Below are 15,730 nucleotides of genomic sequence, written 5' to 3'. Positions count from 1 at the left end.
GTGCAATGGAGTCATTAAGCATGGCTGATAAACAAAGGCCTTCCAGGCAGCGGTGTATCCCGCTAGGCGGTATTATGGCTGTCATGTTGTTAGGAGCTGTGCTTGAAGCTCATGCTCGTGACTATTTTAATCCAGCTTTGCTAGAACTTGAAGCACCAGGACAAGTCCCCTCAGATCTCCATATATTTGAGGAAAAAGGTGGGCAGATACCGGGTAAATATCTTGTTGATATCTATTTTAACAATGAAAAAATAGAGACTCGTGATGTTATATTTCGCAATATAACGGATGAAATGGGAAAAAAAACATTACAGCCCTGTATCCCGGTCAATGATTTGGAAAAATGGGGAGTACTGATAAATAAATATCCTGGTTTAGGTCTAAAAGGCGCAGCCTGTGCCAACTTAGCTGCTATTCCTCAGTCGAAAAGCGATTTTCGTTTTAATCAGCAGCAACTGCTGCTCAGTTTTCCGCAATCTGCGATCAATAACGCGGTTCGTGGCTGGATTGATCCGAAACTGTGGGATGAAGGTATTAATGCGGTACAGCTCAACTACAGCTTAAATGCTGCCAGTAGTTGGGCAAAAAATAATACCGGTGATGATAGTAACAACCTTTATCTTAACCTGCGTCCAGGTATCAATATCGGAGCCTGGCGATTGCGTAATTACAGCACTTGGATACGCACAAATTCAAGTCATCTCGGGAGTTACCCAGAAAGTCGTTGGGATAATGTGTATACCTATGCACGGCGCGACATTATCTCATTGAAAAGCCAACTTACTCTCGGTGATAGCACGGCAGCATCGGATATATTCGATGGTATCTCCTACCGTGGTGTCCAATTGGCCTCCGACGATGAAATGTTACCAAGCAGCTTAATAGGTTATGCACCGGTGGTGCGTGGCATTGCACGATCTAATGCGCAGGTTACTGTGCGTCAAGACGGTTATGTGATTTACCAGACGTATATCTCGCAGGGGCCTTTTGAAATTAATGACATGTTCCCTACAGGGAGTTCCGGTGATTTATATGTCACGATCAGGGAGTCTGATGGCAGCGTACAGCAGATGGTAGTTCCATTTGCCTCTCTGCCGGTATTACAGCGCGAGGGCCAGTATAAATACAGTGTGATTGCAGGAACATACCGCTCTTACGACGCGAATGTTCAGAGAACACCACTGACTCAAACCAGCTTTGTTTATGGTTTGCCCAAGGAATATACCGTTTTCGGTGGGGGCCAGTTCAGCGGCCACTATAGGTCACTGGCTGTGGGTATTGGAAAAAATCTGGGTGATTTTGGAGCCCTATCTTTGGATATGGTTCGAGCGTGGTCGCAACAGAAGTACCTGAATTGGGAAAACGGTCATTCGTTTCGAACCCGTTACAGTAAAGATTTCCTAATGACGGGCACCAATCTTGCCATCGCAGGCTATCGGTATTCTACGGATGGCTATTGGAATATGCAGCAAGTACTGGATTCTTATACGCGAGGTAATAGCTATCCACTGCATGAACGCCGCCGCAATCGTGCTGAGGTGACTATAGCTCAGAATTTGTGGAGAAATGCGGGGAGTCTGGCGCTGACGGCTGTATGGGAAGATTACTGGAATAACGATCGGAAGATGGCTTCTTACGGGGCTAGTTATAGTAACTCGTTTAATGGTATTAGTTTCGGCATCAGTTACACCTATAGCAAGAATGCGTTTTCCACATCTAATAGTGGGGTAAATAGCGGCAAGATTTACAGTTCGGACCAACTGTTCTCTTTTAACGTTAATGTGCCTCTGGATAAGTTACAAAACAGCGTCAGTCAGCATCCTATCTACGCCAGTTATATGCTTAATAGCAGTAAGAATGGTACGACTAACAATAACCTAAGCGTAGGGGGGGCCCTGTTGCAAGGCGGCAATCTCAGTTGGAGTGTGCACCAAGGTTATGGTTCTCAAGGGCAAAGGAACAGCGGCGGAGTGAATGCGGACTGGCTGGCAAGTTATGGTGAAGTAACCGGTGGCTATCAGTATGACACTTACAGTAAACGGCTTGACTATGGGGTACAAGGTGGAATTGTGGCGCATGAAAATGGCATTACTTTCAGCCAACCATTAGGGGAAACGGTTGTTCTGGTGGCAGCACCTGGAGCAAAGGGGGTTGCAGTTCAGGGGCAAACTGGCGTTAAAACCGATTTCCGTGGCTACACGATAGTGCCCTATGCCAGTCCGTACAGTAAGAATGAGGTCACGCTTGATACTGAGATGTTAGGGGATAATACAGACGTGGAACTCTCCACTCAGAGCGTTATACCAACCCGCGGTGCAATCGTGAAAGCGAGTTACCAGGTTAGTGTAGGTAACCGGGTAATGATGACTTTGACCCGACGAGATGGAACCCCGGTACCTTTTGGATCAACTGTCACCACTCGGAAAAGTAAGACAACACAAGGTTTTATTGTGGGTGAATGGGGACAGGTGTATCTGACAGGTTTAGCGAATAGTGGAACTCTCTTGGCTAAATGGGGAAGGAATAAAAATGAGCGGTGCACAGCAGCTTACCGTGTTCCTGATAAATTCAGTGGAATAGTGACGATTAGCAGTGAGTGCAAATGACGAAGCACAAACGCCCCGAAAGAGCAGGTGACAATATGAAAATAAATATTTTTTTTATTAAGTGCGGTGCAAAATTAGTGCTAATGTTTGGTGCTGTTTTGATGTTAGGAATAGGGCAGGCTAGTGCTGCGCAGGGGTGGTGTAGAGCAGTTCAAGGAACGTATATATATAATGTCAATTACACCAAAACATTCCTTGAACCTAGTGATAATCAGGCAGGAAAAGTGAGTAAGCGAGATAAGCCCTGGAATCTTGGTCAACGATATTCTGTTATTTGCGATTGTACTGGAATGAATAACATAATTAATTATGCACCAGTATGGTATAAAGCCGTTGTGAATGGTTTGTCACCGGATGTTTATCGTGATGGGCTACAGTACTATCGTTTAAATGAAAATTTGGAAGTGGCCAGTGAAGTATGGATTGGGGGGGGGGCACAGAAATACTTACCTGTTCCATTCGATAATGTAAATAATCTAAATAAAAAAGCAATATGCGAGAGTGGGCGCATCGATAACGATTTTTACGCTGGCAGTCGTGGTTATTTATCTTTATATATACGACATCCTTTTGTTGGACATGTAGATATTCCAGACACGAAACTTTTTGATCTTTATGGAACTCGCGTTTCTGGCTCTTACGGTTCCGAGCCTATGTCATCGGTATTTATCCATGGTAGTGTTACTGTACCCCAAAGTTGTACTGTCAATGCAGGGCAAGTTATCAATATTGATTTTGGTGATATTGACTCATCATTATTGAGAAGAAAAGGGCAAGCAGGGGCTACAGAGAAAAGGGTGGAAGCCAAGATACGTTGCAACAATATTTCAAATGGAGTGAAAATTCAGCTGTCGTTCAAAGGAACCAACGATCGTAATGATTACAGTGCACTTGAGACATCAAATCGAGATATTGGTATTCGGGTAAAAGACTTTAATCATCTTACGGTAACACCTAATCGAGATCGGCTTCCTGTTATTTTTGATTATCCGAATCAAACAGGAATAAGCACCTTTTTTTTGGCACCAATCAATACCAGTGGTAGAAAACCGAACGCTGGTCGTTTTGACGCTACTGCGACGTTGGATGCCGAAATACAATAAAACGGTGTCTTGATATATTATAGATAACTCGAGCCGCAAGAAAAAATGCAGTTCTTTTTTGACGGTGCTTATGCTAGCCCTAGCTCGAAAGGGTGAATACTATGGACGGGCAGAGTAGCGGAATGCAGTCAATACCCATAAAAATTCAAGTATGACGAACATATTTACTTTCCTGTCTCCGCGATGTGGAGGTAATAAAAATAAAGGTGATAATGAAATGGGAAAACGTAATTATAAAAAAAAAGTAATTCTGATAATGACGGGGTTGTTATTAAGCAAAATTTTTTTTGCCGAGGCCACAGAGTTGCATGTTACTGGGAACCTAGTTGAAACTGCCTGTACTATTGAGAACGGCGGTAGCTATAATATCGATCTCGGAGAGAAGATCCCATCTTTCCGCTTAAACAGTAGTGCCCCTTACTCTGACTGGAAGAACTTTAATATAAATCTGATAGATTGCCCCGCGAGTATCAAACTCGCTACTGTTACTTTCTCTGGCAAACCGGATAGTGTTCAAAAAGAAATGTATGCCAACAGTAAGGGGGCTCTCTACGCGGCTAACGTAGCTGTTGAACTTCAGCAAGTGCCTTATGGCATTAATGTGGGTAATGGTAAAAGCCTTAGCATGACTGTAGGTTATCTAGGGAGGTCGACTTTTAAACTTAGGGCCCGTGCTCACGGCTCGGGGCATGCTACACCGGGCCGAATTAGCGCCGCAGTACTGATGAATTTAACGTATAACTGAGCACTCTGCGGTCTATTTAGGTGGTATCCTGTATTAGCCTTGGAGCCAAAATCCTGTCACTGAAGCGAATGGCACCGTGGCTCCATGTTTCTGGCTGTGTTTCTAGGGGCTAGATTTCTTCATGGTTGCAGCATTACAGAAATTTTGCCCCAAGGATATCAGACGGCCGGAGGCTCCTGCAGTTGTTTCCATTGCGCCAGTGCCTGCTGGCGGCGGCGTTTGACTTCGTCGCGGATAGCCATTCCTTGCAGACCGCTTTCTACCACTTCTTTTACCGAAACCGTACTGGCGACCTGATAGGCTTGACGCAGATAATCACCTTGCGGATAGGGATTGTTTTCAAAACCAGTACGCCCACGGGCATCGGCTTCGCTGGTGAGGATCATCTGCTCGAGCCGCTGCGGTTTACGCCATACGTCGATAGCATCGAACAGCTTCAACAATGTTTCTGGGCGCAGTTTAAACACGGTATGGATCAGATCATGGTATTCGGCCACTAGCCTGGCAAGTTCACGTACCTGATTGGGCACGCGTAATCTTTTGCACAGTCTTTCAACCAGTTTGATACCCGCAGGTCCATGGCCGTGGTGATGAGGCCACAGTTCTTTAGGTGTTACCCCCTTACCGAGATCGTGGCATAGGGCTGAGAAGCGTACATCCACTTCAGGGCTTAGTTGTGCAGCGATGGCTAGCGTCATCAGGGTATGTATGCCGGTATCGATTTCCGGATGCCATTTTTCAGGCGCTGGGACACCAAACAATGCATCAATTTCCGGGAATAATACTTTTAGTGCACCGCAGTCGCGCAGTACCTGGAAATAAACCTGAGGGCTTTGGCTTTGCAATGCTTTCTCTGTTTCTTTCCAGACACGCTCTGCTGTTAGTGTTGCTAATTCGCCGTTTTGCGCCATTTGTTGCATAAGGCCAGCGGTTTCTGGGGAGACAGTGAAGCCCAAATGCGCGAATCGGGCGGCAAAACGTGCAACACGCACGACTCGTAGGGGATCCTCACCAAAGGCGTTTGAAACATGGCGTAGAATGCGAGCCTCAAGATCGACCTGGCCGTTATAGGGGTCGACCAAGTTGCCATCTTCGTCTTTCGCGATCGCATTGATGGTAAGGTCGCGCCGAAGCAAATCGTCCTCTAGCGTCACGTCAGGTGCGGCATAACAAGTAAATCCGGTATAACCTTGGCCAGATTTGCGTTCGGTGCGTGCCAGTGCATACTCCTCATGGGTCTGGGGGTTGAGGAATACCGGAAAGTCTTTACCTACCTGCTGATAACCGCGAGCTAACAGGTCAGCCGGGGTCGCCCCCACGACTACCCAGTCGCGATCAAATACAGGGATATTAAGCAGACTGTCACGGACGGCCCCGCCGACCAGGTAAATCTTCACGGTTTAACTCCTGAATGTGTTTGGCAGCTTGTTTTAATCAGAATAAATCAACAGAAATCGACGATGTCTTTCGTCTGGGTGGCAATAGTTTTGAACTGCGATAGCCTGCAGAGACCTCGCCAAGTAAAAAGGGCGCTCGCAGGCGCCCTCTAACCTGTATTCATTGAGCTTAGTTCATCCAGCGATTATTTTTACGACTAGGGACAAGGCGGGGTAACAGCAGGCCGATCAACAATCCTATCCCGGCAACCCCCCCGCCATACATGAACCACTGCAGAATAATGGTGCGCTGCTTGTCGTCAAGCTGCAGATTTACGGCATTTACCTTTTTTTGCGCAATAATCAGTTGATTTTTCAGTTCTTGATTTTCTTGTTTCAGTCCATTGATCGTACTGTCGCTGGCGGCGACTTTCTGTTGCATTTCAGCGGTGCGCTGGTTCCAGCTATTATCGATATTGGCCAATTTGTCTGTCAGAGTTTTCACCTGCAGCTCTAACTCAGGAACCTGACTGCGTAGGCTGGGGGTTTGACTTAGCTGGTCAATCTGGATCCAAACGGTACGCCCTTTGGCGTCACGGATTTGGCCATAAGTGTTACTTTCATTCACACTCAACAGAGTGACTTCTTCGCCAGCATTCAATGTGCCGACGATGCGATATTGGTTACCTGGGCCGCTATGGACATAGGTATTTAATTCATCAGAGATATAGCGCTTCTCTTCGGCATGAGCGCCCCAAGTAATACTCAACGTTAGCAAGGTAAGGCAAATCAGGCGTAATTTATGCATGAGTTCATCGTTTCTGTATGGATTTATGGAACGATAGTAGAGCGTTCAGACTGACGGTGCAACGCCAAAACCGGGATCAGAACGCTCTTTGTGTGCTGGATTCAGCGCGTTGCGAGGTTCTAAACTACGTAACAGGTTTTTTCTGCAGTCATCAGAGTGAAGCCGGGTCAATCGCGTTAATATATGTCACTGTGCGTTGGCAGAGTGAGTACGGCGAGTTGGCTTTGCCACCGTGTAGACCGACGCGAATGCCTATACTTGTCACACTTCAAGTTGCATGTGTTGGCCTTCCTCGCTCACCCCAGCCACTGGCTGGAGTGAGCTACCGGGGATTTGCGGCGTTGTCATGCCACTCGAATTATTTAGAGTATAACTTATTGGTGCAAAAGAAATATGAGCGTTGAAATAGAACTGAAGTTTATTGTTTCCCCCGAAGCTATCGCAACACTCCCTGAGCGGTTTGCGGCTTGGCCTAACCAGCATTCTGCGCCGCAGAAACTGACCAATATCTACTTTGAAACCGCTGATAACTTTCTGCGTCAGCAGGATATGGGGCTGCGTATTCGTGGTTATGATGACAGCTATGAGATGACGCTCAAGACTGCAGGTTCGGTGGTGGGGGGATTACATCAGCGGCCAGAATATAATGTGGCTATCAGCGAGCCTGAGTTAGTCTTAAAAGAATTTCCGGCTGATATTTGGCCACAAGACTGTAATTTAGCTCAGTTGCAAAACGCGTTGCTGCCACTGTTCCGAACTGACTTTGTGCGTGAAAAGTGGGTGGTCACTTACGGTAAGAGCGAAGTCGAAATAGGTTTGGATCAAGGCGAAATAAGTGCAGGTGATCTGAGTGAAGAGATCTGCGAACTTGAACTGGAGCTTAAATGTGGTGAAACCGGCGATTTGCTCGCGTTGGCAACGGTATTGGCGGAGCAAGGTGGATTACGACAAGGCAGCCTGAGTAAAGCGGCGCGAGGTTACCATTTAGCGCAAGGCAATGCTGAGCGTGAGTTGCGCCCGCTGGCTGTGTTGAAAACGGTACCCAAGTCTACGGTGGAACAGGGTATGGTTGCTGCTTTTGAACTTGCGCTGAGCCACTGGCAGTATCATGAAGAGCTATGGCTGCGCGGCGATAAACAGGCGCGACGTGCGGTAATTGAAGCTGTCGCCCTGATACGTCAGGCTCTCGTGATCTTTGGTGGTTTGGTACCACGTAAGGCAAGTGCCGACCTGCGCGCACGTTTGACCACATTGGAACCGTTGCTGATAGACAAAACCACCCAACCGCAAGTCCTATGCTATAGCACAGAGTACTTACAATGTAAGTTGGCACTTACATCTTGGCTAATTACCGGTGCGTGGCGGCCATTTATTGATGCCAAATCGCAGGCCAAACTGGATGGTTCCTTCAAGCGTTTCAGCGATATTATGTTGAGCCGCAGTGCTGCCGAGTTGAAAGAAGCTTTCGCGCGCTCCCTCAATGACGATGAATATCAAGAGCAATTGCCGCGCCTGACGCGTCAGGTGCTGTCGTTCATTTTGCTTTCTGGGGCTTATCCGGACAACGAAGCCAGGCCATATATTGAAAATTGGCGTGAACTGCAATCCGCGGTCGCGGAACGCCGCCAGGGGGGGTATGACGCCGTTCGTAAACAGGCATTATCCCATGTGCCATTCTGGTTAAATGGCGCGATTCGTTAATCAAAGCGGGTCTGCAGGGCCGTAGACCACTGAACGGGATCATTTACTATGTTGCCACTCTCTGTTGCATTACAGATTCAGGCACAGAATATCGTGCAACGTTTTCAGGAAACACAGGGTGCAGGAGTGGTGTTGAGTGCTGCAGAACAAGGTGTCTTGGCGTCGAGCGATTTTATCAGTGACATGCTGCTGGGTGAGCCTGAATGGCTGGCAACGATACGCCATCAGCTGCCAATGGCTGATGAGTGGCTGCATTACGCAAGCCAACTGCATGAGTTACTCCAAGAAGTATACGACGAAGCCCAGTTAATGCGGGTGTTGCGCCTGTTCCGCCGGGAGAGCCTAGTCCGCATTGCCTGGGCGCAGGCAATGCGGCTATGTACGACAGAAGACACGCTGCAGCAGTTGAGTGAATTAGCAGAAATGCTGATCGTTAGCGCCCGCGACTGGCTCTATCAAGCTTGTTGCCGTGAGCTTGGAACTCCTTGTAATGCTGAGGGGGTACCACAACCTTTGTTGATACTGGGAATGGGCAAACTGGGTGGCAACGAATTGAATTTCTCGTCAGACATCGATCTGATTTTTGCTTATCCGGAAAATGGTTCAACCCAGGGTGGAAGGCGTGAGCTGGACAACGCCCAGTTCTTTACCCGCATGGGACAACGTTTGATCAAAGTACTGGATCAGCCAACCCTTGATGGGTTTGTCTATCGTGTTGATATGCGCCTACGGCCATTCGGCGATAGCGGGCCGTTGGTGATGAGTTTCGCTGCACTAGAAGATTACTATCAAGAACAAGGCAGAGACTGGGAACGCTATGCAATGGTGAAGGCCCGCTTGATGGGAGGCTCGGAAGATCCCTATAGCCAGGAACTGCGTAAAACCTTGCGGCCATTTGTATTCCGCCGGTATATCGATTTCAGTGTGATTCAGTCCTTGCGCAATATGAAAAGTATGATTGCCCGTGAAGTGCGGCGGCGTGGGCTGAAAGACAATATCAAGTTGGGCGCGGGTGGCATACGGGAAATTGAGTTTATCACACAGGTATTCCAGTTGATCCGCGGTGGGCGTGAGCCGAGCCTGCAAGGGCGGTCATTGTTACCGACACTGCAAGCGATTGAGCAACTTGGATTACTAACGTCGCAACAGGTTGCTGAACTGAGCCAGAGTTATCTGTTCCTGCGGCGGCTGGAAAATCTGTTGCAGGCTATTGCTGATCAACAAACCCAGACCTTACCACAGGATGAATTGGATCAGGCCCGACTTGCGTGGGGAATGGATCAACCTGACTGGCCATCGCTGATGGTGGTATTGGAAGGCCATATGCGGCAGGTTCGTACCGTATTTGATGACCTGATCGGTGATGATAGCCCTGATATAGGGGAAGATCCCGACTATCAGCATTTTTATAGTCTGTGGCAGGACGAACTGGAAGAAAAGGAGCTTTTGCCTCTTACGCCGCACTTGAACGAAGATGCACGGCAACAACTGTTACGCACCATCGTCGAATTCCGGCGCGATGTGGATAAGAGGACAATTGGCCCGCGTGGTCGGGATGTGTTGGACCAACTGATGCCGCGTCTGTTGGCCGTCGTCTGCCCACGCAATGATGCTGCCACAGTGTTGATGCGGCTGGCTCAGTTGTTACTGAGTATTGTGACACGTACGACCTATCTAGAACTGTTGGTGGAATATCAGGCTGCGCTTAGCCATCTTATCCGGCTTTGTGCCGCCTCTCCAATGGTCACTAGCCAACTGGCACGCTATCCGCTGCTGTTGGATGAGTTGTTGGACACCGCTACGTTGTACCAACCTGTAGCCCCGGAAGCCTATCGCAGTGAATTGCGTCAATATCGACTGCGCGTGCCTGAAGATGATGAAGAGCAGCAGTTGGAAGCGTTGCGGCAGTTTAAACAGGCGCAACTGTTACGTATTGCCGCGGCTGATATTGCCGAAGCGTTGCCGGTGATGAAAGTGAGCGATCACTTAACTTATCTGGCTGAAGCGATGATCGATGCGGTGGTGCAACAGGCATGGAAAGATATGATTGCGCGTTATGGTCAGCCGACCCATCTGAGGGAACGTGAGGGGCGCGGTTTTGCCGTGATTGGTTATGGTAAGTTGGGGGGATGGGAGCTGGGCTATAGTTCCGATCTTGATCTGGTATTTCTGTTGGATTGTCCACCGGAGGTCATGACCGATGGCGATCGCTGTATCGATGGTCGTCAGTTCTATCTGCGATTGGCACAGCGCATTATGCATTTGTTCAGTACCCGAACGTCATCCGGCATTCTGTACGAGGTAGATGCTCGCCTTCGTCCTTCTGGCGCAGCGGGGATGTTGGTTAGCACCGTGGAGGCTTTCGCCGATTACCAGCATAAAGAGGCTTGGACCTGGGAGCATCAGGCTTTGGTCCGGGCGCGTATCGTGTATGGCGATCCGGCTTTGCACCAACAGTTTGACGTGATCCGTCGAGATATCCTGTGTAAACCGCGCGAAGCGGAAAAGCTGCAGCAAGAAGTGCGTGAAATGCGCGACAAAATGCGCAATCACCTCGGTAATAAACAGCGTGATTCTTTTGATATTAAAGCGGATGAGGGTGGGATCACCGATATTGAATTTATCGCTCAGTATCTGGTTTTACGCTACGCTGCGACTGAGCAGCGTTTGACGCGTTGGTCGGATAATGTCCGTATCTTTGAGCTGATGGGTAATCACGGCATCATGTCTGAAGAGGAGGCGCAGGCGCTAACCAAGGCCTACGTCACTATGCGTGATGAAATCCATCATTTGGCGCTGCAGGAACAATCTGGCAAAGTTAGCCAGGAACGTTTTGCGGCAGAACGTGAACAGGTGCTTGCCAGTTGGAGAAGATGGCTGTGTGAGTCCGAAGTGCTGTCTTAGCGGCATTGCAGACGTTTATGTTAGGCTGTGCCCCTTAATTGCATGCGAGCGCTGCTGGCAATTAAGGGAAACAGCCCGGTATTCGGCAAATTTATTTTTACGACCTATTTGGAGTTTTTGGATGAAAGTTACACTGCCTGATTTTCGCCGCGCCGGTGTTTTGGTGGTTGGTGACGTCATGTTGGATCGCTATTGGTATGGGCCGACCAGCCGCATTTCACCGGAAGCGCCAGTACCGGTGGTTAAGGTTGAAACCATCGAAGAGCGTCCCGGTGGTGCGGCTAACGTTGCTATGAACATTGCTTCACTTGGGGCGACTTCTCGTCTGGTAGGATTAACCGGTATCGACGACGCTGCACGAGCGTTGAGCGCGAGGTTAAATGAGGTTAATGTCCGTTGTGATTTTGTTTCTGTGCCAACGCACCCAACCATTACCAAATTGCGCGTGCTTTCCCGTAATCAACAGCTGATCCGCCTCGATTTTGAAGAAGGATTCTCCAACGTTGATCCTCAACCGCTCTTGGAACGTATTCAACAAGCGTTACCGCAGATTGGTGCGCTGGTGTTGTCGGACTATGGCAAAGGTGCATTGAGTAAAATACAGGGGATGATTACCCTGGCACGTGCGGCCAATATGCCGGTACTGATCGACCCAAAAGGCACTGATTTTGAGCGCTATCGTGGTGCTACGCTGTTGACGCCGAATCTGTCTGAATTTGAAGCCGTAGTGGGGCATTGCAAGAACGACGATGAGTTGGCCGAGCGCGGTATGAAGCTGGTTGCTGATTATGAGCTGTCTGCGTTGTTGATCACCCGTTCCGAACACGGAATGACGCTACTGCAACCGGGCCGTGCGCCGTTGCATTTGCCCACTCAGGCTCAGGAAGTGTTTGATGTGACCGGTGCAGGGGATACGGTCATCGGTGTTTTGGCTGCGGCTCTTGCCGCGGGCAATACGCTGGAAGAGTCCTGTTTCCTGGCGAATGCTGCTGCTGGTGTGGTTGTGGGTAAATTGGGAACGTCCACCGTTTCGCCAATCGAACTGGAAAATGCCATTCGTGGTCGTGCGAGAACCGGGTTCGGTGTGATGACGGAAAGCGAGTTGAAAAAGGCGGTGGTGCAGGCGCGGCAGCGTGGCGAGAAGGTGGTTATGACCAATGGCATCTTCGATATTCTGCATGCGGGTCATGTCTCCTATCTGGCCAATGCCCGAAAATTGGGCGACCGCCTGATTGTGGCGGTCAACAGCGATGCTTCAACCAAGCGCTTGAAAGGAGAAACCCGACCGGTCAACCTGCTGGAAAACCGTATGGTGGTGCTGAGTGCACTGGAAGCAGTAGATTGGGTTGTGCCGTTCGAAGAAGACACACCGCAGCGACTGATTGCCGATATTCTACCTGACCTGTTAGTGAAAGGTGGCGACTACCAACCGCATGAAATCGCTGGCAGTGCAGAGGTATGGGCTAATGGTGGTGATGTACGGGTACTGAACTTTGAGGACGGGTTATCAACCACTAACATCATCAAGGCTATCAAGGATGGGCGCGGTTAAGCATGCCGTGGTCTGAAAGTTACAGATAGATTAAAAACGGAGCGGCTTAGCGTGAGCAGTGGACTGAAGCAGGAGTTGAGTTTGGCGCAGGGTGTTGGGCTATTGTCCACTTCGCTATTGGGCACGGGGGTGTTTGCCGTTCCTGCTTTGGCGGCGCAGGTTGCAGGAGATGATAGCCTATGGGCTTGGCCGATACTGATTGTGCTGGTGTTCCCCATTGCCATTGCGTTTGCGGCATTGGGCCGTCATTTCCCTAGTGCTGGTGGCGCTGCGCACTTTGTTGGTATGGCTTTTGGGCCGCGCATGGCGAAAGTCACTGGCTGGCTGTTTCTTTCTGTGATCCCCGTTGGTCTGCCCGCTGCTTTACAGATCGCTTCGGGTTTTTGGCAAGCTGCATTTGGTTGGGATGCTAACGGGTTGTTGTTGGTTCAGATCGTTACAGTCGGGGTTATTTGGCTGCTGGGTACGCGCAGTGCAGGTTCTAGCGCCAACATACAGACGTTAATCGCCATTCTGGTGGTAGCCTTGGTAGTGGCAATCTGGTGGCGGGGAGATATTACGCCTGCACAAGTGCCGTGGCCAGCGGTCAGTGACATTGCCTCTTCCAATATGTTCCATGCATTGGCGGTTATGTTCTGGTGTTTCGTTGGGTTGGAGGCTTTTGCTCATCTGGCTACCGAATTCCGCAACCCCGAGCGGGATTTTCCTCGTGCTCTAATGCTAGGGTTGTTGGTTGCCGGGGCGGTTTATTGGGGATGTACCGTAGCTGTGCTTCATTTCCATGCCTATGGTGAACAACAGGCTGCAGCTGCTTCTTTACCTGGAATTGTAGTGCAGTTGTTTGGTGAACATGCGCTTTGGGTTGCCTGCGTTATTGGCTATCTGGCCTGTTTTGCCAGTGTGAATATCTACACTCAGAGTTTTGCGCGTTTGGTATGGTCGCAGGCGCAGGGAAAACCGTCCAGCGCTTTGGCAAAGCTTTCACCAGGTCGGGTGCCGGTCAATGCTCTAAGTACGGTCGTGGGCTGTAGCCTGATCTTCGTGTTATTGATTTATTCCCTGAAACTGCCGTTGGATATGCTGTTGGTGTATGCTAATGGCATTTTCGTGCTGATTTATTTGCTATGCATGCTGGCCGGGTGCCGGATCTTGCAGGGGCGCTCGCGACTCATGGCGATAGTCGGTTCTGCTTTGTGTTTGCTGCTACTCGTGATTATTGGTTGGAAAAGCCTCTATGCGCTGGGGATGTTGGTACTGATCTGGCTGGTGTTGCCGTGCAAACCCTATACAGTGGTCAAACAGCAGTAAGGGCGTGTTTGCCACGCCCTTGCCGAAAACTTATTCGTCCCCAGGTTTAGCTTGCGACGTATTATTCAGCTTGCTTTCCAGTTCGTTCAGGCGTTGCTCGAGCAACGCCAGCTTTTCACGGGTACGCAGCAGTACCTGAGTCTGGACATCGAACTCTTCACGATTCACCAGGTCCATGCGGGTTAGCTGAGATTGCAGCACCTGACGGATTTTTTTCTCAACGTCTTCCCCGAATTCTCGTACGCCTTTAGGAAGGGATTCTTGCACCTGGCGTGCAATCTGTTCAATTTTTTTCGGGTCAATCATAGCGTTTCCCTTTCTGATGGTGGGTGGTTAATGCGTTCGTCTGCGTCCCTTAATTGACCGTCAAGCGATAACACGGTCAATTAAGGGGCACACAGGCTAGTGTAATGCGAGTTGCTTGCTGGATAAACTATTAACCTTGTCTGTCGGTCTATTGAGCAGTGCCTTGAAACAGGAAAGGGATGGCGTTATAGTCAGGGTACTTATTCTCAGGGCGGGGTGGAAGTCCCCACCGGCGGTAAATCATCTTATACGGTGAAAGCCCGCGAGCGCTTAACCTAATCTTTCAGGAATAGGTTGAGGTCAGCAGATCCGGTGTAATTCCGGGGCCGACGGTTATAGTCCGGATGGGAGAGAGTAACGACACTTGCTGTGCTCAGGCTCACTCGCGTTGTTTTTTAGGCTATTTCTTAGCCACTCCTCAAGATCGCCCTGGTTCTGGTAATCCATAATTTAATGAGGTTTTTTTACCATGAATCAGACTCTACTTTCAGATTTTGGCACGCCGTTAGAACGCGTTGAGCGTGCTCTTGATGCATTGCGCAATGGGCACGGTGTTATGGTGCTCGATGATGAAAATCGTGAAAACGAAGGTGACATGATCTTCGCGGCAGAAACCATGACCGTTGAACAAATGGCGCTAACCATTCGCCACGGCAGCGGTATTGTCTGTTTGTGTATCACTGAGGATCATCGTCAGCATCTTGAATTGCCGATGATGGTGACCAATAATTCTAGCCAGTTCCAGACCGCTTTTACCGTGACGATTGAAGCGGCTCATGGTGTAACGACCGGCGTATCTGCCGCCGACCGCCTGACGACTATCCGCGCGGCGATTGCAGACAATGCCAAACCGAGCGATCTGAGCCGCCCGGGTCATGTATTCCCGCTGCGAGCACAACCAGGCGGTGTATTGAGCCGCCGTGGTCATACCGAAGCCACTATCGATTTGGTCGCAATGGCCGGCTTCAAACCTGCTGGAGTGCTGTGTGAACTGACCAACGATGACGGCAGTATGGCACGAGCTCCAGAAGTCATCACCTTTGCTAAACAGCATGATATGCCGGTATTGACCATCGAAGATCTGGTTGCCTATCGTCAAGTACAGGAAAAAAAAGCCAGCTGATTGATTAACTGGCAGAGATAAAAAGGCCGCAAACGCGGCTTTTTTACGCTCAAAATTGCCTTTGTGCCGTGCTTGAACAATTCTCAATAAGTGTGCCCACCATTCAGATTTCTTGAATATCTTTGTCATGGTTATCCGGCAGCTTACGCAGAGCAAAATGTGTAAGCTCGTTAGCAGAAAGATCACGCTAACCCAAGG

The 15,730-nt window shown here is 49.3% G+C and carries 11 protein-coding genes and 1 riboswitch; of the genes, 8 read left to right on the top strand and 3 right to left on the bottom strand.

The genetic code is table 11. The features are described 5' to 3' along the window. The first annotated feature begins 20 nt into the window (after window positions 1–20). The 3 genes from OK023_RS14865 (at window position 21) to OK023_RS14855 (ending at window position 4,454) form a co-directional block, all read left to right on the top strand. Window positions 21–2,606 carry a fimbria/pilus outer membrane usher protein gene (locus OK023_RS14865; RefSeq protein WP_317693462.1) on the top strand — a complete coding sequence of 862 codons (2,586 nt, stop codon included), beginning with the start codon at window positions 21–23 and terminating at the stop codon, window positions 2,604–2,606. Between the two features lie 35 nt (window positions 2,607–2,641). Next, the gene (locus OK023_RS14860) at window positions 2,642–3,709 is read left to right on the top strand and encodes a fimbrial protein (RefSeq protein WP_317693461.1); all 1,068 of its coding nucleotides are present in this window, start codon (window positions 2,642–2,644) and stop codon (window positions 3,707–3,709) included. Window positions 3,710–3,860: 151 nt separating this feature from the next. Beyond that, entirely contained in the window at window positions 3,861–4,454 is a 594-nt protein-coding gene (locus OK023_RS14855; RefSeq protein ID WP_317693460.1) for a fimbrial protein, read from the top strand. Window positions 4,455–4,612: 158 nt separating this feature from the next. On the opposite strand, the gene OK023_RS14850 is transcribed toward OK023_RS14855, so the two are convergent. Both OK023_RS14850 and OK023_RS14845 read right to left on the bottom strand, forming a co-directional pair. Continuing rightward, a complete protein-coding gene (locus OK023_RS14850) occupies window positions 4,613–5,851 on the bottom strand; it encodes a multifunctional CCA addition/repair protein (RefSeq protein ID WP_317693459.1) in 1,239 nt (412 codons plus the stop codon). A 169-nt stretch (window positions 5,852–6,020) separates the two neighbouring features. Continuing rightward, window positions 6,021–6,638, bottom strand: coding sequence for a TIGR04211 family SH3 domain-containing protein (locus OK023_RS14845; RefSeq protein ID WP_317693458.1), 618 nt, complete (start codon window positions 6,636–6,638; stop codon window positions 6,021–6,023). Between the two features lie 393 nt (window positions 6,639–7,031). Here OK023_RS14845 and OK023_RS14840 point away from each other — a divergent pair, with 393 nt between their 5' ends. From OK023_RS14840 to yjeH, 4 genes are all read left to right on the top strand, one after another. Continuing rightward, on the top strand, window positions 7,032–8,339 hold the full coding sequence (locus OK023_RS14840) for an inorganic triphosphatase (protein ID WP_317693457.1): 1,308 nt from the start codon (window positions 7,032–7,034) through the stop codon (window positions 8,337–8,339). A gap of 48 nt (window positions 8,340–8,387) precedes the next feature. After that, window positions 8,388–11,243 (top strand): bifunctional [glutamate--ammonia ligase]-adenylyl-L-tyrosine phosphorylase/[glutamate--ammonia-ligase] adenylyltransferase, encoded by a 2,856-nt coding sequence (gene glnE, locus OK023_RS14835; protein WP_317693456.1) that lies wholly within the window; start codon window positions 8,388–8,390, stop codon window positions 11,241–11,243. Between the two features lie 121 nt (window positions 11,244–11,364). Then, a complete protein-coding gene (hldE, locus tag OK023_RS14830; RefSeq protein ID WP_317693455.1) occupies window positions 11,365–12,795 on the top strand; it encodes a bifunctional D-glycero-beta-D-manno-heptose-7-phosphate kinase/D-glycero-beta-D-manno-heptose 1-phosphate adenylyltransferase HldE in 1,431 nt (476 codons plus the stop codon). A 51-nt stretch (window positions 12,796–12,846) separates the two neighbouring features. After that, complete coding sequence (gene yjeH, locus OK023_RS14825) at window positions 12,847–14,103, top strand: L-methionine/branched-chain amino acid transporter (protein ID WP_317693454.1); 1,257 nt, start codon at window positions 12,847–12,849, stop codon at window positions 14,101–14,103. A gap of 30 nt (window positions 14,104–14,133) precedes the next feature. Here yjeH and ubiK read toward each other — a convergent pair whose 3' ends face one another. Further along, the gene (ubiK, locus tag OK023_RS14820) at window positions 14,134–14,409 is read right to left on the bottom strand and encodes a ubiquinone biosynthesis accessory factor UbiK (RefSeq protein ID WP_317693453.1); all 276 of its coding nucleotides are present in this window, start codon (window positions 14,407–14,409) and stop codon (window positions 14,134–14,136) included. Between the two features lie 198 nt (window positions 14,410–14,607). Then, window positions 14,608–14,769, top strand: a riboswitch (FMN riboswitch). Between the two features lie 109 nt (window positions 14,770–14,878). Between ubiK and ribB the strand changes: the two genes are divergently transcribed. Continuing rightward, a complete protein-coding gene (gene ribB / locus OK023_RS14815) occupies window positions 14,879–15,532 on the top strand; it encodes a 3,4-dihydroxy-2-butanone-4-phosphate synthase (protein ID WP_317693452.1) in 654 nt (217 codons plus the stop codon). The last annotated feature ends 198 nt before the right edge of the window (window positions 15,533–15,730 follow it).

Origin of the sequence: Serratia sp. UGAL515B_01 (assembly GCF_033095805.1) — a bacterium.
Classification (GTDB): domain Bacteria; phylum Pseudomonadota; class Gammaproteobacteria; order Enterobacterales; family Enterobacteriaceae; genus Chania.
This window is presented reverse-complemented; position numbering and strand designations above follow the sequence as displayed.

Excerpts from the sequence above, each read along its gene's own strand:
- OK023_RS14865 (WP_317693462.1), top strand. The coding sequence starts at position 21 with ATGGCTGATAAACAAAGGCCTTCCAGGCAGCGGTGTATCCCGCTAGGC.
- OK023_RS14845 (WP_317693458.1), bottom strand. The coding sequence starts at position 6,638 with ATGCATAAATTACGCCTGATTTGCCTTACCTTGCTAACGTTGAGTATT.
- OK023_RS14860 (WP_317693461.1), top strand. The coding sequence starts at position 2,642 with ATGAAAATAAATATTTTTTTTATTAAGTGCGGTGCAAAATTAGTGCTA.
- hldE (WP_317693455.1), top strand. The coding sequence starts at position 11,365 with ATGAAAGTTACACTGCCTGATTTTCGCCGCGCCGGTGTTTTGGTGGTT.
- glnE (WP_317693456.1), top strand. The coding sequence starts at position 8,388 with ATGTTGCCACTCTCTGTTGCATTACAGATTCAGGCACAGAATATCGTG.
- ubiK (WP_317693453.1), bottom strand. The coding sequence starts at position 14,409 with ATGATTGACCCGAAAAAAATTGAACAGATTGCACGCCAGGTGCAAGAA.
- ribB (WP_317693452.1), top strand. The coding sequence starts at position 14,879 with ATGAATCAGACTCTACTTTCAGATTTTGGCACGCCGTTAGAACGCGTT.
- OK023_RS14855 (WP_317693460.1), top strand. The coding sequence starts at position 3,861 with ATGACGAACATATTTACTTTCCTGTCTCCGCGATGTGGAGGTAATAAA.
- OK023_RS14840 (WP_317693457.1), top strand. The coding sequence starts at position 7,032 with ATGAGCGTTGAAATAGAACTGAAGTTTATTGTTTCCCCCGAAGCTATC.